This window comes from Leucobacter celer subsp. astrifaciens, assembly GCF_001273835.1.
In the GTDB taxonomy this organism is placed as follows: Bacteria; Actinomycetota; Actinomycetes; order Actinomycetales; family Microbacteriaceae; genus Leucobacter; species Leucobacter celer.
In genome coordinates this window covers 213090-237519 of the sequence record NZ_JHEI01000133.1, presented here as the reverse complement: position 1 = coordinate 237519, position 24430 = coordinate 213090, and the positions used below count along the sequence as shown (strand labels likewise).

23 protein-coding genes are annotated in these 24430 nt (G+C 71.7%); 11 read left to right on the top strand and 12 right to left on the bottom strand.

Going from position 1 to position 24430, the window contains the following annotated elements:
* Positions 1 to 10: 10 nt before the first annotated feature.
* Genes AMS65_RS03505 through AMS65_RS03495 form a run of 3 tightly spaced genes read right to left on the bottom strand, consistent with a single transcriptional unit; the run spans position 11 to position 3010 of the window.
* Positions 11 to 910, bottom strand: coding sequence for a siderophore-interacting protein (locus AMS65_RS03505; protein WP_083451457.1), 900 nt, complete (start codon positions 908 to 910; stop codon positions 11 to 13).
* Complete coding sequence (locus AMS65_RS03500; protein ID WP_241489325.1) at positions 903 to 1964, bottom strand: FecCD family ABC transporter permease; 1062 nt, start codon at positions 1962 to 1964, stop codon at positions 903 to 905. The genes AMS65_RS03505 and AMS65_RS03500 overlap by 8 nt, the downstream gene beginning before the upstream one ends.
* The gene (locus AMS65_RS03495; RefSeq protein WP_241489324.1) at positions 1961 to 3010 is read right to left on the bottom strand and encodes a FecCD family ABC transporter permease; all 1050 of its coding nucleotides are present in this window, start codon (positions 3008 to 3010) and stop codon (positions 1961 to 1963) included. The genes AMS65_RS03500 and AMS65_RS03495 overlap by 4 nt, the downstream gene beginning before the upstream one ends.
* 40 nt (positions 3011 to 3050) lie before the next feature.
* Between AMS65_RS03495 and AMS65_RS03490 the strand changes: the two genes are divergently transcribed.
* Both AMS65_RS03490 and AMS65_RS03485 read left to right on the top strand, forming a co-directional pair.
* Positions 3051 to 3998, top strand: a complete 948-nt coding sequence (locus tag AMS65_RS03490) for an ABC transporter substrate-binding protein (RefSeq protein WP_083451455.1) — start codon at positions 3051 to 3053, stop codon at positions 3996 to 3998.
* 120 nt (positions 3999 to 4118) lie between these two features.
* On the top strand, positions 4119 to 4901 hold the full coding sequence (locus AMS65_RS03485; protein ID WP_053382774.1) for an ABC transporter ATP-binding protein: 783 nt from the start codon (positions 4119 to 4121) through the stop codon (positions 4899 to 4901).
* Positions 4902 to 5007: 106 nt separating this feature from the next.
* Here the strand turns inward: AMS65_RS03485 and AMS65_RS03480 are convergent, their stop codons facing one another.
* The 3 genes from AMS65_RS03480 to AMS65_RS03470 all read right to left on the bottom strand — a co-directional run bounded on the left by AMS65_RS03480 (position 5008) and on the right by AMS65_RS03470 (position 7579).
* A complete protein-coding gene (locus AMS65_RS03480) occupies positions 5008 to 5394 on the bottom strand; it encodes a DUF1304 domain-containing protein (protein WP_053382773.1) in 387 nt (128 codons plus the stop codon).
* 199 nt (positions 5395 to 5593) lie between these two features.
* Complete coding sequence (locus AMS65_RS03475) at positions 5594 to 6526, bottom strand: aldo/keto reductase (RefSeq protein WP_053382772.1); 933 nt, start codon at positions 6524 to 6526, stop codon at positions 5594 to 5596.
* Between the two features lie 27 nt (positions 6527 to 6553).
* Entirely contained in the window at positions 6554 to 7579 is a 1026-nt protein-coding gene (locus AMS65_RS03470; RefSeq protein WP_241489323.1) for a hypothetical protein, read from the bottom strand.
* Positions 7580 to 7664: 85 nt separating this feature from the next.
* Here AMS65_RS03470 and AMS65_RS03465 point away from each other — a divergent pair, with 85 nt between their 5' ends.
* On the top strand, positions 7665 to 8468 hold the full coding sequence (locus AMS65_RS03465) for a DUF1206 domain-containing protein (RefSeq protein ID WP_075200819.1): 804 nt from the start codon (positions 7665 to 7667) through the stop codon (positions 8466 to 8468).
* 55 nt (positions 8469 to 8523) lie between these two features.
* Here the strand turns inward: AMS65_RS03465 and AMS65_RS03460 are convergent, their stop codons facing one another.
* The gene (locus AMS65_RS03460; protein WP_053382770.1) at positions 8524 to 9504 is read right to left on the bottom strand and encodes an MDR family oxidoreductase; all 981 of its coding nucleotides are present in this window, start codon (positions 9502 to 9504) and stop codon (positions 8524 to 8526) included.
* Positions 9505 to 9624: 120 nt separating this feature from the next.
* On the opposite strand from AMS65_RS03460, the gene AMS65_RS03455 reads away from it, so the two are divergent.
* The 3 genes from AMS65_RS03455 to AMS65_RS03445 are packed head-to-tail and all read left to right on the top strand — an operon-like array spanning position 9625 to position 12664.
* Positions 9625 to 10602: an alpha/beta hydrolase gene (locus AMS65_RS03455; protein WP_241489322.1), complete on the top strand. Its 978-nt coding sequence runs from the start codon at positions 9625 to 9627 to the stop codon at positions 10600 to 10602.
* A complete protein-coding gene (locus tag AMS65_RS03450; RefSeq protein WP_053382769.1) occupies positions 10599 to 12002 on the top strand; it encodes an alcohol acetyltransferase in 1404 nt (467 codons plus the stop codon). The genes AMS65_RS03455 and AMS65_RS03450 overlap by 4 nt, the downstream gene beginning before the upstream one ends.
* Positions 11999 to 12664 (top strand): DUF6320 domain-containing protein, encoded by a 666-nt coding sequence (locus AMS65_RS03445; RefSeq protein WP_053382768.1) that lies wholly within the window; start codon positions 11999 to 12001, stop codon positions 12662 to 12664. The genes AMS65_RS03450 and AMS65_RS03445 overlap by 4 nt, the downstream gene beginning before the upstream one ends.
* A gap of 35 nt (positions 12665 to 12699) precedes the next feature.
* Here AMS65_RS03445 and AMS65_RS03440 read toward each other — a convergent pair whose 3' ends face one another.
* Positions 12700 to 14388, bottom strand: a complete 1689-nt coding sequence (locus AMS65_RS03440; protein ID WP_241489331.1) for a DUF885 domain-containing protein — start codon at positions 14386 to 14388, stop codon at positions 12700 to 12702.
* A gap of 111 nt (positions 14389 to 14499) precedes the next feature.
* Between AMS65_RS03440 and AMS65_RS03435 the strand changes: the two genes are divergently transcribed.
* Positions 14500 to 15093, top strand: a complete 594-nt coding sequence (locus AMS65_RS03435) for a helix-turn-helix domain-containing protein (protein ID WP_053382767.1) — start codon at positions 14500 to 14502, stop codon at positions 15091 to 15093.
* A 4-nt stretch (positions 15094 to 15097) separates the two neighbouring features.
* On the opposite strand, the gene AMS65_RS03430 is transcribed toward AMS65_RS03435, so the two are convergent.
* Positions 15098 to 15763, bottom strand: a complete 666-nt coding sequence (locus tag AMS65_RS03430) for a DUF1028 domain-containing protein (protein WP_053382766.1) — start codon at positions 15761 to 15763, stop codon at positions 15098 to 15100.
* 112 nt (positions 15764 to 15875) lie between these two features.
* Here AMS65_RS03430 and AMS65_RS03425 point away from each other — a divergent pair, with 112 nt between their 5' ends.
* The 4 genes from AMS65_RS03425 to AMS65_RS03410 are packed head-to-tail and all read left to right on the top strand — an operon-like array spanning position 15876 to position 20915.
* Positions 15876 to 17411 carry an ABC transporter substrate-binding protein gene (locus tag AMS65_RS03425; protein WP_053382765.1) on the top strand — a complete coding sequence of 512 codons (1536 nt, stop codon included), beginning with the start codon at positions 15876 to 15878 and terminating at the stop codon, positions 17409 to 17411.
* Entirely contained in the window at positions 17408 to 18391 is a 984-nt protein-coding gene (locus AMS65_RS03420) for an ABC transporter permease (RefSeq protein ID WP_053382764.1), read from the top strand. Before AMS65_RS03425 ends, AMS65_RS03420 begins: the two co-directional genes overlap by 4 nt.
* A complete protein-coding gene (locus tag AMS65_RS03415) occupies positions 18388 to 19302 on the top strand; it encodes an ABC transporter permease (protein ID WP_053382763.1) in 915 nt (304 codons plus the stop codon). The genes AMS65_RS03420 and AMS65_RS03415 overlap by 4 nt, the downstream gene beginning before the upstream one ends.
* Positions 19299 to 20915: a dipeptide ABC transporter ATP-binding protein gene (locus AMS65_RS03410; protein ID WP_053382762.1), complete on the top strand. Its 1617-nt coding sequence runs from the start codon at positions 19299 to 19301 to the stop codon at positions 20913 to 20915. Before AMS65_RS03415 ends, AMS65_RS03410 begins: the two co-directional genes overlap by 4 nt.
* Positions 20916 to 21002: 87 nt before the next feature.
* On the opposite strand, the gene AMS65_RS03405 is transcribed toward AMS65_RS03410, so the two are convergent.
* Genes AMS65_RS03405 through AMS65_RS03395 form a run of 3 tightly spaced genes read right to left on the bottom strand, consistent with a single transcriptional unit; the run spans position 21003 to position 24361 of the window.
* Complete coding sequence (locus AMS65_RS03405) at positions 21003 to 21923, bottom strand: glutaminase (protein WP_053382761.1); 921 nt, start codon at positions 21921 to 21923, stop codon at positions 21003 to 21005.
* A 39-nt stretch (positions 21924 to 21962) separates the two neighbouring features.
* On the bottom strand, positions 21963 to 22898 hold the full coding sequence (locus AMS65_RS03400) for a saccharopine dehydrogenase family protein (protein ID WP_053382760.1): 936 nt from the start codon (positions 22896 to 22898) through the stop codon (positions 21963 to 21965).
* Positions 22895 to 24361, bottom strand: coding sequence for a DHA2 family efflux MFS transporter permease subunit (locus AMS65_RS03395; protein WP_206541961.1), 1467 nt, complete (start codon positions 24359 to 24361; stop codon positions 22895 to 22897). The genes AMS65_RS03400 and AMS65_RS03395 overlap by 4 nt, the downstream gene beginning before the upstream one ends.
* Positions 24362 to 24430 lie beyond the last annotated feature (69 nt).

Genomic DNA, 24430 nt, shown 5'->3' with positions numbered 1-24430 from the left:
TGCGCGATGCCTACCCGCGCGCTTCGCCGAGGCGCCAGTACCCCGAGAACACGATGCGGGATTTGGCCACGCCTCGGTCGTCGACGAGGTGCCGGCGAATGCCCTGCACGCCCCCGCGCTCCGCGCACACCCAGGCGTAGTCGATGCGGTCGGGAAGCTCGGCGGCCCGAACCGCGCGCTCCAGCGCGGCACCGGGACGCTCGTCCCGATCGACCCAGGCGATCTCGGCGCCGAGATCCTGGCGGTCGCGGGGGTCGGCGATCTCGATGAAAGCGTGCGTCCGCATCTCGCCCGGAGTACTCTCCAGGATCCGCGCGATGGCCGGGATCGCCGACTCGTCGCCGGCGATCACCTGCGTCCGCACGCCGGGCGGCGGGTCGTACAGGGCGGTGCACTCCCGGATGCCGAGCGCGGATCCGGGCCTCGCGCGCCGGGCGAAGCGCGTACCGGGCCCCTCGTCGCCGTGCACCACGAAGTCGACGTCGATCTCGGCATCGGCCGGACGGTGAGCGCGGAGCGTGTACCAGCGCAGCTCGGGCCGCACTTCCTCGGGCAGCTCGGCCACGGCGGCCCGGATGGCGTCGGCGCGCTCGGCCGGCGGCAGCACGAGCGGCGCGTGCTCGGTGCGGGGCAGCAGCAGCCCGAGGTACTCATCGGGCCCCATGGGCGCGTAGTCCGCGAGTTCGGGGGCCGCGATCGTGAGCCGGCGCATGCCCGGAGTCACCTGTTCGGCGACCGTCACCCGAGCGGCGAACACCCGCGGGCGGGCGCGCCGCGGGCGTCGCGGGCCGCGCGCGGCCGGGGTCTCGGGCGCGCTTTCCGATGCCGTTCCAGTCGCGGCCCCGGGTGCGGGATCGGGCGTGGCGCCCGCTGCGGGATCGGGCGCGGCACCCGGTGCGGGATCAGGCATGACGACGCCCCTCCCGCCACAGCAGCCACAGGAAGAACCCGCCGCCGAGCGTGATCGTGACGACTCCGACGGGAACGGGCGCGGCGAAGGCGTAGAGCGCCACGAGGTCGCTCGCGACGAGCAGAACGGCGCCGGCGAGCCCCGCGCAGAGGAGGCTCTCGGAGCGGCAGAGCCGACGGGCGACGTGCGGCGCCACGAGCGCCACGAACGAGATCGGGCCGGCCGTGGCCACCGCCACCGCGACGAGCAGCGTGGCGACCGCCAGCAGGATCCACCGCACCCGCGAGGTGCGCACGCCGAGCGCGATGGAGGCGCTGTCTCCGAGCACCATCATGCGCGCGTCGGCGGCCTTCCACCACAGGATCGGCACAGCCAGCGCGAGCATCGCCGCCGCGGGCACCAGATCCGGCCAGCTGCGTCCCTGGAGCGAGCCCACCAGCCAGGTCTGCGCGGTCGTGGCGCTGGCCACGAACACCTGCGAGAGCACGTACTCGACCGCGGCCATCGCGATGGCCGAGAGCGCGACTCCGGTGAGGATGAGCTGCACCCCGTGCAGCCCCGCGCGCGCCGTGAGTGCGACGATCACCCCGGCCATCGCGATCGCGCCGACCACGGCGCCCAGGCTCGCCTGCCCGGTCGAGCCGCCCAGCACGAGCATCACGAACACGGCGCCGACGGACGCCCCGCCGCTGATCCCGATGATGTCCGGGCTCGCGAGCGGGTTGCGCGTGAGGGTCTGGAACACCGCGCCGGCGACGGCGAGACAGGCCCCGACCGTCATGGCGATGAGCGCGCGCGGCAGACGCCGCCCGATCACGAAGAACTCCGTGCGCTGATCGGGCGCGTTCCCGAGCAGCGTCTCGACCACCGCGGCCGGCGTGACGACGAAGTCGCCGAGCATGAGGGCGGCGGTGAGCAGCAGCACGAGCGCGACGGCGAGCGCGGCGCAGACCCGGGCGGTGCGGCGACCGAAGCGCAGCGACCACCGGCCGCGTGCGGATCGGAGTACGCGGTCTTCGGCCGTCAGCGCGTGCTCGCGCACGCGCACGCTCACGACAGCCCCGCCTTCCGCCGCCCGGTGACGAACGCGATGAGCAGCGGTCCGCCGATGAACGCCGTCACCACGCCCACCTGTACCTCGGCGCCGTTGCCGATGACGCGTCCGAGCACGTCGGCGACGAGCAGCAGCGCGGGGGCCGCGAGCAGCGAGAGCGGCAGCACGAGCCGCAGGTCGGGCCCCACGGCGCGACGCAGCATGTGCGGCACCACGAGCCCCACGAACGAGATCGGGCCCGCGAGCGCGGTGGCGGTGCCGCAGAGCAGCGTGACGGCCACCAGCACGAGCGCGCGCACGGCACCCGGCCGCACCCCCAGCGCGATGGCGCTGTCGTCGCCGAGGGCCATCAGGTTCAGCGCGGGCCCGAGTGCGAGCGCGAGCAGGGTGCCCGCGACGAGGAAGACGAGCAGGGGCAGCGCCTCTTCCAGCGGCCGGGCGGTGAGCGAGCCGATCCGCCAGAAGCGGTACACGTCGAGCACTGACTCGCTCGTGAGCACGAGTGCCTGCGACACGCCGACGAGCACTGCCGAGAACGCCACCCCGGCGAGGGTGAGGCGCACCGGCGATCCGGCGGCGAAACGACTGACCGAGAACGTGAAGATCACGAAGGCCGCCAGCGCGGCACCCGCGAGCGCGAACCAGATCGCACCGACCGCGCCGATCGCACCGAAGAGGCTGAGCCCGGCGACGACTCCGAACGCCGCGCCGGCGTTGACGCCGAGGATGCCCGGATCCGCGATCGGGTTGCGGGTGAGCGACTGCATCAGCACGCCCGCCGCGCCGAGGGCCGCGCCGCAGAAGACCGCGTTGACGGTGCGGTTGACACGCAGGGTGCCCACGATGTTCAGCACATTCTCATCTCCGGTGCCGAACAGCGACCGCACCACCTGGTCGAACGGCACGAACCGCGCGCCGACGGCGAGGCTGAGCACCAGTGATACCGCCAGAAGTGCGGCGGCCAGCACCGCGATCCCCCACCCCCGCGTGGACCGTACTCTGTACGATCGAGGAGAGGGGTGTTCGGTGAGGATCGGATCGGCCACGTTTGGTAAGCCTAACCAAATCTTCATATGATGAACAATCGTGAACAGAGAATCCTCCTCCCCAGCCCGCAGACTGATCGCCGCCATCGCCGCCGTCGGCGGCCTCGCACTCCTCGCTGGATGCGCCGGCTCCGCCGCCGAGCAACCCGCCGCAGCCGGGAACGGGAGCTCCTACACCGTCGAACACGCCATGGGCGAGACCGAGTTCGACGCGGTTCCCGAGCGGATCGTCGTGCTCGACTCGCCGATGATCGACGCGCTGGTCGCGCTCGGCATCACCCCCGTCGGCGCCCCCGAGATCGGCGAGGGCCGGAGCTTCCCGGCCTACCTCGCCGACGAGCTCGACGGGACCGAGCCGGTCGGCTACATCGCCGAGCCCGACATCGACGCGATCGCCAACCTCGCCCCCGACCTGATCCTCGGCTCCAAGGTGCGCCACGAAGCGCTCTACAGCGAGCTCTCCTCGATAGCCCCCACGGTCTTCTCCGAGGACACCGGAACGAACTGGACCGAGCAGGCCGAGCTCACCGCCGCCGCGGTCGACCGCTCCGCCGACATGCAGGAGAAGATCGAGGAGGTCTCGGCCCGTGCCGCCGAGGTGGGCGAGACCGTGGGCGCCGAGGGCACCACCGCCTCCATCGTGCGCTTCCGCGCCGACAACTTCCGGCTCTACGGCCCCGAGACGTTCTCCGGCTCCCTCCTCACCGACATGGGCTTCGACCTCGGCGAGCGCGACTGGAACGAGTGGTCGATGATGGAGCTCAGCCCCGAGCTGTACGAGCAGATCGACGGCGACGTCGTGTTCTACATGAGCCCGGGCGGCGACCCGTCTGCGACCACCCAGGAGCAGATCACCGGTCTGTGGTCGGCGCTGCCCGGCGTCAGCGGCGACTCGGCCTACGAGGTCGAGGACGACACCTGGATGGTGGGCATCGGCGTGCTCGGAGCAAACCTCGTGATCGACCAGGTCGAGGAACTGCTCGCCTGATCCCGCGGCGGCTCCCGGTCACGCGGGAGCCGCCGTCCCGACTTCGACCGAACCCGTTCGATCCCGCCCGCCCCGGACCGGCGTTCGACCGGCCACCCCGCGCAACGGAGGCCTCCGCCCATGACCGCACCGCCCGCCGCACTCGAGGCCCGCCGACTCGTGGTGTCCTACGACCGGAGGGTCGTGGTGGACGGCATCGACCTCGCGCTTCCCGCGGGCTCGTTCACCGTGATCCTCGGCCCGAACGCGTCGGGCAAATCGACGGTGCTGCGCTCGCTCGCCCGGGTGCTGCGCCCCGAGTCGGGCACGATCCTCTTCGACGGCCGGGACCTCGCCGAGTACGGCTCCCGGGCCCTCGCGCGCCGCATGGGGCTGCTGCCCCAGGACGCGATCGTGCCGGAGGGGATGCGGGTCGCGGATCTCGTGTCGCGCGGGCGGCACCCGCACCACACGCCGCTCCAGCGCTGGACCGTCGCCGACGATGAGGCGACGCGCGAGGCGCTCCTCGCCACCGGGACCGCGGAACTCGCGGACCGCTTCGTCGATCAGCTCTCGGGAGGCCAGCGCCAGCGGGTCTGGATCGCGCTGCTGCTGGCGCAGCAGACCCCGGTGCTGCTGCTCGACGAGCCCACCACGTTTCTCGACATCGCCCACCAGTACGAGCTGCTCGACCTGCTGCGGCGCCTGAATGCGCAGGGCAAGACGATCGTGGCGGTGCTGCACGACCTCAATCAGGCGGCGCGCTACGCCGACCACCTCGTCCTCATGAAGGACGGCCGGGTCGTGGCCACGGGCAGCCCGGAATCGCTCATCACCGCCGACCGGGTCGGCGAGGTCTTCGGCATCGACGCCGTCATCCACCCGGACCCCGTGACCCGCACGCCCATGGTGCTGCGCAGATAGCCCGTGGCGGCCAGTGCCGGCTCGCGGCTGATTCAGTTCGGGATCCGGCTCGCGGCCGATCCGGCTCGGGATCGGGGCCCGGATCTCAGCCCGATCCCGGTTCGTCTCAGGCCGCCAGGCCGACGGCGAGCGCGAGAACGCCGAGCGCCGGGATCACGCCCTGCACGAGGGCGGCTCTCGCCTTGCCGGGGCTCGACAGCAGCAGAACGAGCGACGCCGCGACCATCGAACCCGCGCCCACGAAGACGAGCGTTGCGCCGATCGAGGTCTGCCCGGACACGGAGAACACGATGCCCAGGAACACGGCGACCGCGAGGAACAGGTTGTAGAAGCCCTGGTTGAAGGCCAGCTCCTTCGTCGCGGCGGCCCCGCTCTCGGAGGTGCCGAACGTGGCCCGTACTCGCGGGCTCGTCCAGGCGATCGACTCCATGTAGAAGATGTAGACGTGCAGCAGCGCGGCAAGGCCCGCGAGTACCAGTCCTGCGATGATCATCGTGCGGCTCCTCCCGCGCACCCGGCGGCCGGGTGCTCTGCCCCGACCCTATCCGACCTCTGGGCTCTCCCCGTGCGGCAACGGCGGGGTCCTGTGGCCGGCGCAGCCTCGCTCGGGATTACGGTCGCGTGTGCTGCACTATGTGCGGGATAGTGCAGCAGGCGCGTCTCGAAGTAGAACTCACCCGTTCCCGGAGGGGTCACGGCACGGTGTACCCCGCGACGCGGAACAGCTCGTACCACTCAGCGCGGGTGAGCGGCACCTCCGAGCCGAGCGCGGCCGCGGCCACCCGCTCGGGCGACGTCGTTCCGAGCACCACCTGCATCTGTGCGGGATGCCGCGTGATCCAGGCCACCGCGATCGCTTCACCCGGCACGTCGTACTTCGCGCTCAGCCGCTCGATCACGGCGTTCAGCTCCGGGAAGCGCAGCGAACCGAGGAACGGGCCGTCGAAGAAGCCGGCCTGGAACGGGGACCACGCCTGCACCGTGAGGTCGTGCAGACGGCAGTAGTCGATGATGCCGTCATCGCGCGAGACCGACTGGTCGAGTCCCTGCATGTTCGCGGCGATGCCCTGGGCGATCGACGGCGAGTGGGTGATGGAGAGCTGCAGCTGGTTGGCGACGAGCGGCTGCTCGACGTATCGGCGCAGCAGGTCGATCTGGCGGGGCGTGTGGTTGGACACGCCGAAGGCGCGCACCTTGCCGGCGGCCGACAGCTCGTCGAACGCGCGCGCCACCTCCTCCGGCTCCACGAGCGCGTCGGGCCGGTGCAGCAGCAGGATGTCGAGGTAGTCGGTGCCGAGCGCTTCGAGCGAGCCGTCGACCGACTCGACGATGTGCTCGTACGAGAAGTCGAAGTACGGCCCGTCCTTGACGATGCCGGCCTTCGACTGGATCACGAACTGCTCGCGCTCCGAAGGGGTGAGCCGCAGCGCCTCGGCGAAGCGGCGCTCGCAGCCGTGCACCTCGGAGCCGTAGATGTCGGCGTGGTCGAGGAACGCGATGCCGGCGTCACGGGCCGCGCCCACGAGTGTTCGCACCTCGTCGTCGCTCTTGTCCTGGATGCGCATCAGGCCGAGCACCACGTTGGGTACGACCAGGTCGGTGCCGGGCATCTGGAAGGTCTTCATGGTGCTCCCTCGGTCGATTCTGTCACTCTACTCGGCGCGATGCTCCGTCGAGAGCTCCGCGAGCCGGTCGACCGCCGGAGTCCCCGTCCCCTCCGAATCGCGCTTGCGGCGAGCGGATCGCGCGGCCTGCTTCGCGGTGCGAGCGATCGCGCCCGCCCCCGCGCCGGCGCCCGCAGCGATCGAGCCGCCCGCGGCACGGGCCCCGCGCAGGATCCTCCGCTCGAGCCGCTCGGCGCCCTCCCTCGGTGCGAGCTCGGGCGCGAACCACACGGGGGCCGGCCCGAACGCGAGACGCGAGGCCGCGACCACGCGGCGCCCGAGGATGTGGTTGCCTGCGCCGCCGACCGCGGCGCCGATCCCGAACGGCAGCGCCTTGCCCACGAACGAGCCGCCGCCGATCTTCGCGAAGTGCTTGACGAAGGATCGCTGCAGCCCGTCGAGCACCGGCCGCACGGCACCCCTGGGCAGCGTCTTCGTCACGACCTCGCCCCAGAACGCCGGGCGCCCGCCGCCCCGGCCGACGGTCTGGCGCGTGAGCTGGCTCAGCAGATCGGCGCCCTCCCGCCCGAGCATGAGGCTCATGACCAGCACGCGGGCGCGGTCGGGGTTCTCGACGGGGATGCCGTGCACCTCGGCGACCGACTGCGCGAACAGGGCGGTGCTCTCGAGGAAGCCGACCGTCTCGACGCCGGAGAGCGCGAGCGTGGCCGGCGTGCTGATGGCGGGGATCACCGCGGTCGCACCCACCGCGGCCCCGCCTCCGGTGATCGCGAGCAGGTAGCGGCGCTCGAGCATGCGCACGAGCTGGTCGGGATTCGCGTGCGGATGCCGCAGCCGCACGCTGCGGATGTGCGCGAGCACCACGGGCCGCTGCACCGCGAGCGCCCGGTCGAGCGCCCGCGCGAAGGCTGGGCGGTGAGGAGCGGCGGGCGCGCCCGGACCAGCCGGAACAGCCGGAGCGCCCGGAACACCCGGCGATCCGGGCGCGACCGGCCCGCCGATCGCCCCGGAGAGGCCCGGCGACGGGGTCGCCGGATGCTGCAGTTCGCTCATCGCCCCGATTCTACGAAGCCCGGGTGAGGGATACCGGTATACGACGATGTGCGCGACCGGTGGCACTCCGGCGTAAGCTGCACCTGTGCCTGACTCGGTGAAATCGGCCGCTCGCGCCGCGGAGCGGCATCCTGCGCTGCGCGCGCTGGCCCGCGGCGGATACGTCGCGACCGGCGTCGTGCACCTGCTCGTCGGCGTCATCGCCCTGGTGGTCGCGTGGAGCAGGCGCGGCGAGAGCGACCAGGCGGGCGCGCTCACGGCCATCGCCGACGTGCCCCTGGGGTTCCTGGGCCTGTGGGTGATCGCCGCCCTGCTGTGGGCGCTGGGCGCCTACCACGCGATCCACGGCATTGCGGTTCGCATCGACAGCCGCCCGAAGCGGTGGGGCCGCAGACTCGCCGAGTGGGGGCAGGCGGCCGTCTTCCTCGCGATGGGCTCCCTCGCCGCGGCCGTGGCGCTCGGCGCGCGACCGAACGCCGAGCAGAGCGCCGAAAACGCCGGGCGGGGTGTGCTCGCCTTCCCCGGCGGGCCGTTCCTGCTCACCACGGCGGGTCTCGCGATCGGGATCGGCGGCATCGTGTTCATCGTCATGGGCGCGCGGCGCAGCTTCCGGGCGCGGCTCGACCTCCCGTCAGGCGCGGCGGGGCACTGGATCTCGGGCCTCGGCGCGTTCGGCTTCATCGCCAAGGGAATCGCGCTGGTCGTGATCTGCGTGCTCGTCTGCGCAGCCGCCGTGCAGGACGAACCGCAGCTGGTGAGCGCGCTCGACGGGGCGATCCGCACGCTGCGGGAGCTGCCTGCGGGCCCCGCGCTGGTGGCGGCCGTCGGCGTCGGTTTCGTCTCGTACGGGGTGTTCTGCGGGTTCAGGGCGCGGTACGCCGAGCTGTAGCCGGGTGCGGCTCGAGCCGAGCCTCCGAACCGCCGAGCGCCCGAGCCTCCGAACCTCAGCGGTTCACGTCGACGACCGTGCGTCCGCGCACGCGGCCCGCGAGGATCTCGTCCGCGTAGGCGAGCGCATCGCCCAGACCGATGGTCTCGGTCATGCCGTCGAGCAGCTCACGATCGATCTCCGCGGCGAGCGCGTCCCACGCCCGCTGCCGCAGCGCTCGCGGCGCGTCGACCGAGTTCGCCCCGGTGAGCGTGACGCCGCGCAGGATGAACGGCAGCACGGTCACGGGCAGATCCGCGCCCTGGGCGAGGCCGCAGGCGGCGACGGCCCCGCCGTACGCGGTCTGGGCGAGCACGTTCGCGAGGGTGGTGGATCCGACCGAGTCGATCGCGCCGGCCCAGCGCTGCTCCTGCAGCGGCTTTCCGACCTCGTCGGAGAGCTCGCGGCGGTCGATCAGTCTCGCCGCGCCGAGCCCCGCGAGGTACTCCCCCTGCTCCTCCGCACGCCCCGTCGAGGCGACGACGCGGTACCCGCGGCCGGCCAGCAGCGAGATCGCCACCGATCCCACGCCGCCGGCGGCCCCCGTGACCAGGATCTCTCCCGCGTCGGGGGCGACACCCGCGTCCTCCAGAGCGAGCACCGAGAGCATCGCAGTGAAACCCGCGGTGCCGATCGCGGCCGCGTGCAGCGGGCTGATCGTCTCGGGCAGGCGCACGAGCGCGTCGGGGCGCACCCGGGCCCGGGTGGCGAAGCCGCCGTGCCGGTACTCGCCGAGTCCGTCGCCGTTCAGCACCACCTGATCGCCCTCGGCCCAGCCCTCGGCATGCGAGGCGGTGACACGTCCCACGAGGTCGATGCCGGGGACCAGCGGCCACGACCTCACGATGCCCCGGCCGGCGAGGGCGAGCCCGTCCTTGTAGTTGTAGGAGGAGTACAGCACGTCGAGCTCGACCGGCCCATCGAGCAGTCCGCCCTCCTCGAGCTCCTCCACGACCCGGGGCTCCGCACCCTGTTCTTCGACCACTATCGCGCGCATCGATCCCGCCTCTCCGTCGGTCTCAGCGTATCGAGCGGCCGCCGATGTCGCACCCGGGCACAGGCGACGTCTCTAAGCTGGGGGCATGACGCAGTCAGCCCTCCACGCCGCGGCCCGCACGTGAACCGACTGACCCGCGCCTTCATGCGCCTGTTCGCCGCGCCGCGGCTCAACATGCGCGAGGACTACGAGAAGGTGCGCCGCTTCCAGCGCCAGCTCGCCGCGCTGCCGGCGCCGCGCTACCAGGCCCTCGACCAGCAGATCACCTCCGACGACGGGAACCGGCAGATTCCGGTCCGCGTCTTCCAGCCGAAGGAGCAGCGACGCGACGAGGTGCTCCTCTTCTTCCACGGAGGCGGATGGGTCACCGGCGACATCGAGAGCTACACCCCCGCGTGCGCCACGATGGCCGATCTCACCGGCTGCGTCGTGGCCTCCGTCGACTACCGGCTGGCCCCGGAGCACCCGTTCCCGGCGGGCCTGGAGGACTGCACCCGCGTCACCCGGCTGCTGCTCGAGGATCCGGGGCGCGTGGGCGTCGCCGACACCGACCGCATCGTCCTCGTGGGCGATTCCGCCGGAGGGAATCTGGCCGCCGCCGTCTCGCTGCAGCTCCGTGAGGAGGGGCGTCGCGGCGCGGATCGGCAGATCCTGCTCTATCCGGTCACCCACTGGGATCACGACCCGCGCACTTCTCCGTTCGCCTCGGTGCGCCAGCACGGCGACGACTATCGACTCACCAACACCGAGGTGCAGGACTATTTCGACCTGTACGTACCCGACCCGGAGCGGCGCCGCGATCCGCTGGTCGCCCCGCTGACGGCGACGGACCTGGCCGGCCAGCCGCGGACCCTGCTGATCACGGCGGAGCTGGACCTGCTGCGGGACGAGGGCGAGGCCTACGGGCGCGCCCTCGAGGCGGCGGGCAACGAGGTGCGGATCCACCGCGTGGACGGGGCGCTGCACGGGTTCATCGCACTGCCCAGGTTCTCCCGCTCCCTCCGCGAGGGGTACGAGGTGATCAACGCGTTTCTCGACGGCACGGATGCGGATCCCGAATCGGATGCTCACCGCGCCGAACCGGAGGATCCGAGGTGAGCGGCCGAGCCTGGGTGCGGCTCGACAACGCCTCCAACATCTTCCTCGCGGCGCGCAGCGACGCGGATCCCAAGGTGTTCCGCGTCAGCGCCGAGATGGACCACGACGTGGATCCCGTGCTGCTGCAGCAGGCTCTGGATACGACCTACGACCGGTACCCGCTCTACCGCGCGGTGCTGCGACGCGGCGTGTTCTGGTACTACCTGCAGGACAGCGATCTGCGCCCGCTCGTGGCCGCCGAGCAGCAGCACACCTGCGCTCCGATCTATCAGGCTGACCGGCGCACCCTGCTGTTCCGCGTGGTGCACCATCGGCGTCGGGTGATCCTCGAGATCTTCCACGCGCTGTCGGACGGCACCGGAGCGCTGTGGTTCCTCACCGACCTCGTGACCGCCTACACGCGGCTGCGCTACCCCGCGCCCGGAGACCATCCGGCCGAGCCGGCCCACGAGCTGGCCGCCGACAGCTTCGGGCACTACTTCCGCAGACGCCGGAGCAGGCGGCGCGAGGATCCCGCCACCGAGGCGGCGTTCAGCCACGAGGCGTCGCCGGCCGCGCTCACCGTCGAGAACAGCCCCCGTGCATCGCCGCGCGAGACCGAGACCGCGGGCGCGAGACCGCGGCGGTTCCGCTCCGCGAAGCGGGCGCATCGGGTCAGGGGCACGCGCACGCCCGACAACCGCACCCGCGTCGTCGAGCTCACCTTGCCGGTCGCCGAGGTGCTCGGCCTCGCCCGCGCCGAGGGGGTGACGCTCACGATGTATCTGACCGCGCTGTTCTTCGAATCCATCCGGCTCTCTTCGGGCGGCCTGGGCGAACACCGCACGCTGGCGGCCTCGGTGCCCGTGAACCTGCGCCAGTTCTTCCCGTCGACGTCGGCGCGCAACTTCTTCGCGACCATCCGGGTGGAGCACAGCTACGGCGAGGGCCCGGACGATCTCGGCACGATCTGCCGGGGACTCGAGAGCCAGTTCCGCCCGAAGGCCACCCCGGAGGCGCTGGAGCGGAAGCTGCGGCGCCTCATCCGCTTCGAGCGGATGCCCGTGCTGAGGATCGTGCCGCGCCCGCTCAAGGACGTGATCCTCGGTCTCATCAACCGCGGCAGCAACCGCGGCCTGACCGTCGCGGTCTCGAATCTGGGCCGCGTGGTGCTGCCCGAGCCCGCCGACTCGCACGTGGGCCGGATGCTGTTCCACGTCTCCGCGGTGCGCCCGCAGTTCTGCGCCATGTCCCACGCCGGTCTGCTCACGATCAGCTTCACCTCTCCGTTCACCGAGACCGGGCACGTCAGGGAGTTCGCACGGATGCTCACCGCGCACGGGGTCGACGTGACGGTCGCGGCGACGCGCGTCACCGAGGCGGAGCTCGCGGATGCGGAACCGGCGGAGGGGGAACGATGAGGCGCTGCACCGCGTGCGCCGTCGACATCGAGGGCGACTGGACCGGCTGCCCGCTGTGCGCGGATCCGCTCACCGGCGACCCCGCCCCGAGCCCGCTGCCAGCAGTGCCCCTCGTGTTCTCCAGGCGACGGGTGCTGCAGGTGCTCTTCCTCACCTCGATCGCGTTGATCCTGGCGTCGTTCGCCGCCCAGCTGCTGTTCAGCCGCGAGTTCGACGACATCGGCGCGCTGCGCTCCGTGTGGCTCGGGGTGAGCGCGATGTGGCTCGTGGTGCTGATGGCCGTGCGCAAGCGGCGCAACGTCGCCAAGGGCACCGTGTACCTCGTGGTACTGGTCGGGCTGGTCTGCGTGTACTGGGACTACCTCACCGGGTGGCACGGGTGGTCGCTGACGTACGCCGTGCCGATCGTCTGCGCGTGCTCCATCGTGGCCGTGCTGATCACGGTGCGCGTGATGCGCATGGAGGTAGGCGAGCACGTCCTCTACAGCGGGCTGACGGTGCTGCTGGGGCTCGCCCCCATCGGGTTCCTGGCGTTCGGGTGGGTGAGGACCCCCGTGCCCTCGGCGATCTGCGGCGCGCTCAGCCTGGTCGCGCTGGTGCTGGTGCAGTTCGCATCGGGGCCGGAGGTGCGCCACGAGCTCGCCAAGCGCCTGCATCTGTGACGAGATGCCGCGCCCGGGGCGGTGGGACAGCCGGGTCAGGATCCCCGCGGCGTCTGCGGCCGCATCGCCCACTCGAAGGTGCCGAGACCCAGCGACCCGAGCCGGAGCGCTCGGTCGTGGAAGCCGCGCAGGTCGAAGTCGGCCCCCTCGCGCGCCTGCGCCTCACGTCGCAGGCGCAGCCACACGCGCTCACCGAGCGAGTAGGAGACGGCCTGGCCCGGCCAGCCGAGATAGCGGAGCACCTCGAAGCGAAGAGCGGCCGAGCTCATGGTGACGTTGCGGCCCATGAACGCCAGGGCGCTGTCGGCGTCCCAGCGCCCCGACCCGCCGGGGAGTCGCTTGCCGAGGTGCAGACCGATGTCGAGCACCACCCGGGCGGCGCGCATCCTCTGGGCGTCGAGCCGGCCCAGCCTGGCAGCCGGATCGTCGAGGAACCCGAGTTCGTCCATGAGCCCTTCCGCGTAGAGCGCCCAGCCCTCGAAGTGCCCCGAGGTGCCCGCTCGACCGCGCCGCCAGGCGTTGAGCTCGCGCCGGTTCACGACCGCGCCCCCCATCTGCAGATGATGCCCCGGCACCCCCTCGTGGTAGACGGTGGTGAGCTCTCGCCAGGTGCGGAACTCGGTGACGCCCCGGGGAACCGTCCACCACATGCGCCCCGGACGGGAGAGGTCGTCGCTCGGCGCCGTGTAGTAGATCCCGCCCTCGCGCGTCGGTGCGATCCGGCACTCCAGGCGACGCAGCGGCGCAGGGATATCGAACACCGCTCCCGCGAGCGCGTCGATCGCGCGATCGCTCTCCTCCTGAAGCCACTCCCGCAGCGCGGCCTCTCCCCGCACACGGCGGGCGGGATCCCCGTCGAGCGCCGCCACGGCCTCGGCGATGGAACCGCCCGGCACGATCTCGCGTGCGGTGCTCCGCTGCTCGCGCACGATGCGCTCGAGTTCTTCGAGCCCCCACTCGTAGCTCTCATCGGGGTCGATCTCGACGCCGAGGAACTCGCGGGTGGCGAGCACGTAGCGGTCCCGTCCGACGCCGTCGGCGTCGGACGCGCCGGGGGCTATCCGGTCGCGCAGGAACTGCGCCAGGCCGTCGTAGGCCGCGCCCGCCCGGTCGGCACCGGCCCCGAGACGCACTCCGAGTTCCGCGGGGAGCCGGCCCGACCGGCTCCCCCGATCCGCCAGGCCGCGGAAGAATCCGTTCGCGAAGCGCTCGGCCTGCTCGGCCACGGCGAGCACCTGCCGCCGCGCCGGCGCCGGCCCCTCCGCCGCGCCGCGCGCGAGCGTCTCCCGGTAGCCGGCGAGGGCGGCGGGCACCGCGTCGAGCCGGCGGGCGATGACCTCCCAGTCATGCGGAGTCTCCGCGGGCATCAGGTCGAAGGCCTGTCTGATGAGCTGCACCGGCGTCTCGAGCACGGTGAGGTCGCAGAACTCCAGCCGGGCCTCGGCACGGGCGAGCCGCAGCGCGAGCCGCTCGCCCAGATCCCGGGCGGTCGCCTCGTCGACGCGATCGCGCGGACGCGCCGTCCGCAGCTCGGCGAGCGCGCCGCGAGCCGCGTCGTTCCGGGCCGCGACCCCGTCGGGCGAGTAGTCGCCCAGCCGATCGTCGCCACCGCCTCGGCCGATCCGCGTACCGAGCACCGGATCGAGCCGCACCTCGGTGTCGAGCCACTGCTCTGCGACGCGGTCGACGGGTGAGAGGACTCGCTCGGCTCCCTCGGGGATCACCGGATCGCCCCGGTCTGCGACCTCGGGAACGGCGGAGTCGCGATGCTGCACGTCGTGCCTTTCTCTGCGGTGCGCGCGCCCGGCGACGGGCGGCATGATTAGTCTGAAGAGGTGAGCAAGGACAGGGATACCCCGAACCCGGACGTCGCCGGCCTCGGCCGCGAGCTCCGCCACGAGCGGCAGCGGCAGGGTCTGAGCCTCAGCGCGCTCAGCCAGCGCTCCGGAGTGAGCTTCGGACTCATCAGCCAGCTCGAGCGCGGTCTCGGCAACCCCTCGTACCTGGCGCTCAAACGGCTCGCCGAGGCCCTGGGCATTCCGATGGCGCGGCTGCTGGACGGCGGCAGCGTGCGCGACGAGCTCGTGGTGCGCGCCGACGAGCGCGAGCTGCTGCCCGCGCTCGAGGAGCAGCCGGCGAGCCAGCGAGTGGTGCGGGAGCTGCTGACCCCGGGGCTGCGCTCGTCGCTGCAGGTGATCCGCAGCACGCTGCCCCCGGGCTTCACGAACGAGGGCAAGGCATTCCGCCACCTCGGCACCGAGTGCATCGTGGTGGAGTCGGGCACGCTCACCGTGGTGCACGGAGAGCGGCGGGTGGAGCTCGCACCGGGCGACGCCATGACGTACCGCTGCTCCGTTCCCCACTGGTGGGCGAACACGGGCGCGGAGCCGAGCGTGGTGCTCGGGGCGGTGACCCCGTTCGAGCAGTAACGGGTCACGGCGCCGGCTCCGACACGGCCTTGCCGAGCAGGCGGCCGAGCTCGCGCACGGGCTGCTCGTGATCGTCGACGCGCAGGTCGAATGCGAGTGACCCGTCCGAACCCGCGGTCGCCGTCCCCGCGCCGACCAGGAGGGCCGCCGACTGCCGGCCGCGGAGGTCGCCCCCGGCGCCCTCCCCCGCCGAGAGCGCGGCGAGAAGCCTCCGGGCGAAGGCCGCGCCGTCTGCCGCGGCGCCCTCCCCGGAGCCCGTCCGAGGCCAGGCCCCGAACTCCGCTGCCATCGCGTCCAGCACGGCGGGGCCCGCGAGCAGGTTGCCGATCACAGCGAAACCGTCGCCCGTCGCGCTTCCCGCCCAGGCGGTGCACCCGCTCCCCGTGTGCACCGCGATGCGCCCCGCGGCGTCGATGACCGCCACCTGCCTGCGCGCGCTCCCGGTGTCGACCTCGGGCAGCTGCGCCACGACGTCGGCCGGAGCCCGCCCCGCGGCGAGCGCGTCGAGCACGAATCCGCGCAGCGCACGGTTGGTGTACGCCTGGCTGGCGACCGCACCGACTCCGACCCTCAGCGCGGGAACACCGGCGCCGACGGCGAGGGAGCGACTCGCCGTGGCGACCCCCAGGAGATGCCGGTCGGGATCGCTGGCCAGGATGGTGTAGGTCATGTCGCTGCTTCCTCGGGTTGACGCGAGCCGGTTTTCGATGTTGACTATCGCAATAATGATGATTCCATCATAAAAATGATAATTTTGCTCACTCGAACAGAGGAAAGTGCCGATGAAGCCACGCACACTGCTCCCGGGAATCGCCCTGCTCAGCGCACTTGCGCTGAGCGCCTGCTCGACCGGCACCGGCGTCGATCTGGACGGCACCGGAACCGCTCCCTCGGGCACCGTCCTCGCCGCGGCGATCGCCGGGGAGCCGGATCAGCTCGACCCCCACAAGACCACCTCCTACTTCTCGTTCGAGGTACTGGAGAACATCTTCGACACGCTGGTCGCCCCCGACGAGAACCTCGAGATGCAGCCGGCGCTCGCGGAGTCCTGGGATCTCAGCGACGATCAGCTCACGTGGACCTTCCACCTGCGCGAGGGCGTCTCGTTCCACGACGGCTCGCCGTTCACCTCCGCCGACGTCGCCTACTCCCTCAACCGCATCATCGACGAGGAGCTCGCGAACGCCTGGCGCCTCAGCGCGGTCACGGGCATCGCCACCCCGGACGACCGCACCGTGGAGATCACGGTCGCGCAGCCGACCCCCAACCTGCTCTCGAGCCTTGGCGGTTTCAAGGGCATGGCCATCGTGCAGCAGCAGAACGTCGAGAGCGGCGACATCACGACGAAGCCGGTGGGCACCGGTCCCTTCTCGCTCTCGGGCTACACCCCCGGAGACGCGATCCGGCTCGAGGCGAACCCCGACTACTGGGACGGTGCCCCCGGTGTCGGCGGGGTCACCTTCTCATTCCTGTCCGAGGGGAACACCGCGATCGCGGCGCTCAAGAGCGGCGAGATCCACTGGACCGACTCGATCCCCGCCCAGCAGCTCGAACAGCTGCAGCAGGACGATCAGGTCGAGATCGGCCTCGAGCCGAGCACCGACTACTGGTACCTCGCGCTCAACCAGCAGCGCGAGCCCTACGACGACGCGCGCGTGCGCCAGGCCATCGGGTACGCGATCGATCGCGATGCGATCGCGCAGGTCACGAGCTACGGCACCGCGGAGGTCAACCAGTTGGCGATCCCGCAGCAGAGCGCGTGGTTCACCGAGTTCGACGAGTACCGCACCGACCCCGATCGCGCGAACGAGCTCCTGAGCGAGGCCGGGGTCGACGGCAGCACCCTGAAGCTCGACCTGCTCGCGTCGTCCGACTACCCCGAGACCGTGACGGCCGCGCAGGTCATCGCCGACAACCTGAAGCCCCTCGGCATCGAGGTGTCGATCCGGCAGCCCGACTTCGCCACCTGGCTCGACGAGCAGAACACCGGCAACTTCGACATGCTCATGATGGCCTGGCTCGGCAACATCGATCCCGATGACTTCTACTACGCGCAGCACCACACCGACGGCGCGAGCAACGCGCAGGGCTACAGCAACCCGCGGGTCGACGAACTGCTCGACTCCGGCCGCGTCGAGACCGACACCGAGGCGCGCAAGCAGATCTACGCCGAGGCCGCGAAGCTGATCGCCGAGGATGCGAGCTACCTGTACCTCTACAACCCGTCCGTCATCCAGGCGTGGTCCCCCGGCCTCGAGGGCTACACGGCGCGCAGCGACCGGGCCGTGCGCTTCAAGGACGTGAGTCTCGCCGGATGAGCACCGCCATCGCCTCGCGCGTGACGGGATCCCCGACGCTGCGCTTCATCGCCAAGCGGCTCCTCCACACCGTGGTGGTGCTGCTGGGGGTGCTCGTCCTGGTGTTCACGCTGATCCATCTGGTGCCGGGCGACCCCGTGCGCATCGCGCTCGGCACCCGGTACACCCCGGAGGCGTACGAGGCGCTGCGCGCCGCGTCGGGCCTCGACCGCCCGCTGATCGAGCAGTTCTTCGGCTACGTCGGCCACGCGCTCACCGGCGATCTCGGCGTCAGCTTCCGCAACGGCCAGCCCGTCACCGAGGTGCTGCTGGCGCGGCTTCCCGCCACCTTCTCGCTCGCCGCGATGGGCATGCTCATCGCGCTGCTCATCTCGATACCCGCCGGCACCTACTCCGCTCTGCGGGAGGGCACCTTCGGCGACGGCATCGTGCGCGTGCTCAGCCAGTTCGGCGTCTCCATCCCCGATTTCTGGATGGGGATGCTGCTCATCACCCTCTTCTCCTCGATTCTCGGATGGCTCCCGTCCTCCGGCTACGTCGCGTTCGGCGACGATCCCGGCGAGTGGCTCAGACGCGTCTTCACGCCGGCCCTCACCATCGGCCTCGTCGCAGGATCGATCATGACGCGCTACATCCGCGGCGCGGTGCTCGAGGTCGCCGAGGCCGCCTACGTGCGCACGGCCCGCTCCAAGGGCCTGAAGCCCGCGATCGTCACCGGCGTGCACATCGCGCGCAACGCATTCATCCCGATCCTCACGATCACCGGGATCCAGCTCGCCACCATGCTCGGAGGCGTGCTCGTGGTCGAGGTCGTGTTCGCCTGGCCCGGCCTCGGCCGGCTCGTCTACGACTCGGTCGCCGCCCGCGACTACCCCGTCGTCCAGGGAGCCGTGCTGCTCATCGCAGTGGCCTTCCTCGCGGTGAACCTGCTGGTCGACGCCCTCTACGCCCTCATCGACCCGAGGATCCGACTGTCATGACCGCTCCGGACACCGTCGCACTCGCGACCGCACCGAAGACCTCCGGCGGAGGCCGCCCGTCCGCGTTCCGCCTCTTCTTGCGCAGCCCCGTCAGCCTGATCGGCAGCATCGTGCTGCTCGTCATGGTGCTCGCCGCGCTCGTCGGCCCCGTGCTCGTGCCGTACGGCGTGAACGAGACCGATGTGTCGAACGCCCTGCAGCCGCCGAGCGGCGCGCACTGGTTCGGCACGGACGACCTCGGCCGCGACGTCTTCTCCCGCGTGGTGATCGCCGCCCAGGTATCGCTTCGAGTCGCCGTCATCAGCGTCGCCATCGCGCTCACCGTCGGCGTGCTGCTCGGGATTGTCTCCGGCTACGCCGGCGGCTGGGCCGACGGCGTGCTCATGCGCATCGTCGACGTGCTCTTCGCCTTCCCCATGCTCATCCTGGCGCTCGCGATCGTCGCCGTGCTCGGACCGGGCGCGAACACCGCGACCATCGCGATCGGCATCGTCTACATCCCGATCTTCGCCCGCGTGGCGCGCGCGAGCACACTCAGCGTCAGGGCGGAGCCGTTCGTGCGGGCATCGCAGACGATGGGGACCGGCACCGCCCGGATCCTGCGCAGACACGTGCTGCCGAACATCTCCGGGCCGATCATCGTGCAGACCTCCCTCTCGCTCGCGTTCGCGATCCTCTCCGAGGCCGCGCTGTCGTTCCTCGGACTCGGGGTGCAGCCCCCGCAGCCGTCGTGGGGGCGCATGCTGTTCGAGGCGCAGTCCTTCCTCGGCACGGCCTGGTGGCTCGCCGTGTTCCCCGGCGCCGCGATCTTCCTCACCGTGCTGTCCTGCAATCTCGTCGGCGACGGACTCCGCGACGTCCTCGACCCGAAGCAGCGCAGCGTCATCGAATCAAGGAGTGCTCGCCGATGAGCGGAACCGATGCCCCCGTCCTCTCCGTCCGCGATCTGCGGGTCGCCATCGGCGCTGCCGATCTCGTGCACGGCGTCTCCTTCGACGTGCACGACGGCCGCACGGTCGGCATCGTCGGCGAGTCCGGATCCGGCAAGTCCCTGAGCGTGTTGAGCGCCACCCGACTGCTCGATCTCCCGCACCAGCGGGTCACCGGCCAGTCGCTCCTGCGCGGGCAGGATCTCGTGACCGCATCGAAATCCGGGCTGCGTCGCGTGCACGGGCCCGAGATCGGCTTCGTCTTCCAGGATCCCAGCACCTCGCTCAACCCGCTGCTCACCCTCGAGCGGCAGCTCACCGAGGGGCCCGAGGCGCACCTCCGACTGAGCCACCGGGCCGCGCGCACGCGCGCGATCGGACTGCTCGAGGCGGTGGGACTGCCCGATCCCGAGCAGCGGCTCTCGGCGTATCCGCATCAGCTCTCGGGCGGACAGCGCCAGCGCGTGATGATCGCCATCGCGCTCGCCTGCGACCCCGCCCTGCTCATCGCGGACGAGCCCACGACGGCGCTCGACGTCACCACGCAGGCGCAGATCATCGATCTCGTGCGCGAGATGCAGCGCGAGCGCGGCATGGCGGTGGTGTGGATCAGCCACGACCTCGGCGTGATCGGGCAGGTGGCCGACGAGGTGACCGTGCTCTATCGCGGCGACGTGGTCGAGCAGCGGCCCGTGCTCGACCTCTTCGATCGTCCCGAGCACGAGTACACGCGCCGGCTCCTGTCGAGCCGACCCTCGCTGCAGAGCCCGCCTCCCCCGCCGGCTCCGGCGAGCGAGCGCCCGGTGCTCGAGGTGAGCGGGCTCAACGTGCGCTTCCCGGTGAAGTCCAAGACCGTGACGACCTGGGTGCACGCGGTGCGGGACGTGTCGTTCACGATCTCGCGCGGGAGCACGCTCGGGCTCGTCGGCGAATCCGGCTCGGGCAAGTCGACGATCGCCGGAGCCCTCACGGGACAGGTGACGGCGGAGAGCGGCGAGGTGACACTCGGCGGCGCCGACGTCCTGCGCGCCCGAGGCGCCGCGCGGCGCAGTCTGCGGCGCCGGCTGTCGATGGTGTTCCAGGATCCGTTCTCGGCGCTGAACCCCCGCATGACGGTGGCCGAATCGATCGCGGAGCCGCTGCTGGTGCACCGGCTCCGCGCGGGCGCCGGCGCGCGCGGCGAGCGGGTGCACGAGCTGCTGCATCAGGTGCAGCTGCCCGAGGCCTTCGCCGAGCGCTATCCGCACGAGATGTCGGGCGGCCAGCGCCAGCGGGTCTGCATCGCCCGCGCGCTGGCCTGCGAACCCGAGCTGCTCATCCTCGACGAGTCCACCGCCTCGCTCGACGTCTCGATCCAGGCCGAGGTGATGACGCTGCTGAAGGACCTGCAGCACGAGCTGGGCCTCGCATATCTCTTCATCGCCCACGACCTCGCGGTGGTGCACGAGATGAGTCACGAGGTGATGGTGATGCGGCGCGGAGAGATCGTCGAGGCGCGGCCGAGTGCGGAGCTCTACGCTGCGCCGCAGCACGAGTACACGCGCACGCTGCTCGCCGCGATCCCGCCGGATCGCCCCCTCGCCGCGGCCCGCTGACGATCTCGGGAGGATCCCGGTCGCTCCGCGGCTGCGCGCGGAGCGACCGGGGCTGAGCGAGCGGGGCGGATCGGAGGCTGCGCCCCGCTAGAAGATCGACCAGCCGGTGCGCGAGGTGAGCTCGTCGAGCGCGGCCATGCCGACGAGGGAGTTGCCCGAGGCGTCGAGCCCGGGCGCCCAGACGCAGATCGCGCAGACGTCGGGCACGATCGCCAGGATGCCGCCGCCCACACCGGACTTCCCGGGCAGCCCCACGCGGTAGGCGAATTCTCCGGCAGCGTCGTAGAAGCCCGAGGTCAGCATCACGGCGTTCACGCGCTTCGCCTGGTTCGCGGTGAGCAGCCGGCTGCCGTCGGCCCGCACCCCGCGCCGGGCGAGGAACAGCCCCGCCGCCGCAAGGTCTTCGCAGGACATCGCGATCGAGCACTGCTGCACGTAGCGATCGAGCACCTCCGGGACCTCGTTGCGCAGGTTGCCGAAGCTGCGCAGCATATGCGCGATCGACGAGTTGAGGTCGGCGTGCGACAGCTCGGAGGCGGCGGTGAGGGCGTCGACCGCGATCGACGGATTGCCCGACTCGGCGCGCACGAAGTCGAGCACTGGGCTATCCTCGGATGCGGTGAGCGAGAGCAGATGGTCGGCCACGACCAGTGCGCCCGCGTTCATGAACGGGTTGCGCGGTATGCCCCGTTTGTACTCGAGCTGCGCGAGCGAGTTGAACGCGGCCCCAGAGGGCTCCCGGTCGATCCGCTGCCAGATCCCGTCGCCGTCGGCGGCCATCACGAGCGCGAGCGAGAAGACCTTCGAGATGCTCTGGATGGAGAACTCGACGTCGCCATCGCCCGCGGAGCAGAGATCTCCGTCCGTCGTCATCACCGCGATGCCGAACTGATCGGGGTTCACGGCCCCGAGGCGGGGAATGTAATCGGCCACGCTGCCGGAGCCGATGAGCGGCCCGACGGCCTCGTGCACCTCGTGCAGGACAGCCTGCAGATCACGGATCACCATCACCCGATTCTAGCACTGAACCCCAGCTCAGAGGCTTTTTCATACTTTCTCATCCGGCTGCCGTCGGAGCGAGCGGAGCACCGTGACGGCCTCCTCGAGGCTCACAAGATCAGCCATGGTGACGACGCCCACGGCGTCGGAGGAGGAGGCGACTCGCGTCGCCGCGAGAGCCGTGAGTCTGCCGGTCGCCTCGGACTGGCCGTTCCCGCTCGCCTGCCGTCTGTCTCCGGTGCGGCGGTTGCGGGCGATCACGTGCCAGGCGTCGCTGCCGAGGTGCGGGGCCTCGTTCAGCGCGCCGCGCAGGGCGGGGACGCGGCCCACGATCCCGAGCGCGGTCGTCATCGCCGCGGATCCGAGCGCGAGGTAGGAGCGGATGAGGGGGCGCTTCGCCCCGCCGAGGAGGATGTGGTCGGGGAAGTCGGCTCGGAGGTAGAGTCGGGTGCGCCCATCGGGACCCTGCTCGCGTATGCGCTCGCGGAGATTGCGCACGGGTCGCCCCTCGGGCGGCTGGTAGACGTCACGGCCGACGAGACCGGCCGTCCACGCGACGGCCGCCGGGCCGTGCCGCTCCCCGGTGCCGAGCATCACGAGGATGTCGACCTCATCGGCGGGCTCGCCGCCGAGCGCGTGGGCGAGAACGGTGCTGAGGCCCGGAGCGAGACCCGCGCCGAGCACGACCGGCCCGACCGCGGTCTTCCGCAGCTCGGCGAGATAGGCCCCGGTGGCCGAGATATCGACCAGCGGGGTGCGCCCCGCGGCGCCGGCGAGGTCGGCGCGCTCGATGCCCGAGGCGTTGATGACGACGTCATGGGTCACGGCGAGCCTGGTCAACGAGGCGAGATCGCCTCGGAGGTCGACACCGGCGTCGCCGGCAGCCGTGCGACTCGCCGCCGTCACGACGGCGCCACCGCACTCCAGCTCGCGGTGGACGACCGCCCCGACGGCGCCGCGCGCGCCGAGGAGAAGGGCTCTCATCGCGGGCTCCCCGCGTCAGGGGTCGGGACCGGCTGAACGCCGGACCGCGCGACCGGATCGGGTTCGGACACGACCGCGGCCGTCGCGAGTACCACGGCTCCGCAGACCACGACGAGGATCCAGCCGGGCAGACTCCCGAGAAACGACTCGGCCGGCGGCGAGCCCGCGGTGAGGCCACCCGTCAGACCCCCGGCGAGCGCGACACCGAGGGCGGTGCCGACCTGCCGCGCGGTCGAGGTGATCCCGCCTGCGACTCCCGCGCGATCCGGCGGCAGACTGCTGACCGCGGTGTTCGTGATCGGTGGGCCGGACACCCCCACGCCGGTGCCGATGAGGAGGGAGGCGCCGAGCAGCAGGGGCAGAGGATGCGTCCCCGCGGCGAACCCCATGAGCAGCGCTCCGCCGAGCAGCAGGCTTGTGCCCGCGAGCACGAGCGGCAGCCGTGCGCCGGTCCTCGCGACGAGGTATCCGCCGAGCGGAGCGCCCACGATCGCCCCGATCGCCATCGGCAGCATCGCGGCCCCGGCGGCGAGCGGGGCCCACCCGAGCGCGTTCTGCAGCAGGAGCGTGGTCAGCAGCAGGGTCGCGCTGCAGGCGACGAACACGGCCACCGCCGCGATGACGACGCCGCTGAACACCGGCCGGCGGAACAGTCCCGGATCGATCAGGGGCTGCCTGCGGCGCGATTCCACCAGTACGAACGCGGTCCCGGCCAGCAGGAGCACCCCTGCTGACGCGAACGAGGCCGGAGCAGCCCATCCGCGGCGGGGTGCCTCGATCAGCATGGAGACGGCGGAACCCAGCACGAGTACCAGAAGCACCTGTCCGGGGAGATCGAGCCTCCGGGGACGCGTCGCGCGCGATTCGGGCACGAGCGCCGACACGAGCACGAGGACGGCCAGCACGACGGGGCCGTTGAGCCAGAACACGGCCCGCCAGTCGAATGCGGCGATGAGGGCGCCGCCCGCCACCGGACCGACGGCCATGCTCAGGCCGAACATCGCGCCCCAGACTCCGATCGCCTGCGCCCGCTCCCGCGGATCTGGTATCGCATTCACCACGATCGCCAGCGCGACCGGCGTGAGCATCGATGCCCCGACGCCCTGCACGGCTCGAGAGACGAGGAACAACTCCAGCGTCGGAGCCGCGGCGCACACCAGCGATGACACTCCGAACACCGCGAGTCCGAACCGGAAGATACGGCGCCGGCCGAACCGGTCGGCCAACGATCCCGAGGTGATCAGCAGGCTCGCGAACGGTACGGTGTAGGCGTCGATCACCCAGGCGGTCCGATCTCCGGGGATCCCGATCCCCGCGCTGATCTCGGGGAGCCCCACCGTCACGATCGTCGTATCGAGGCCGACGAGGAAGAGCGCCGAGGCGCAGACGGTCAGCACCGCCCACCTGCGACGGGCGCTCAGCACCGGCGGTGCGGCGGAGACGGTGGCGATGGATCCGGTCACGGGGTCTGCTCTCTCTCGGCGATCGTCAGTCACCACCCATGCTCGCGCCGCGATTCCACAGGGCCCAGT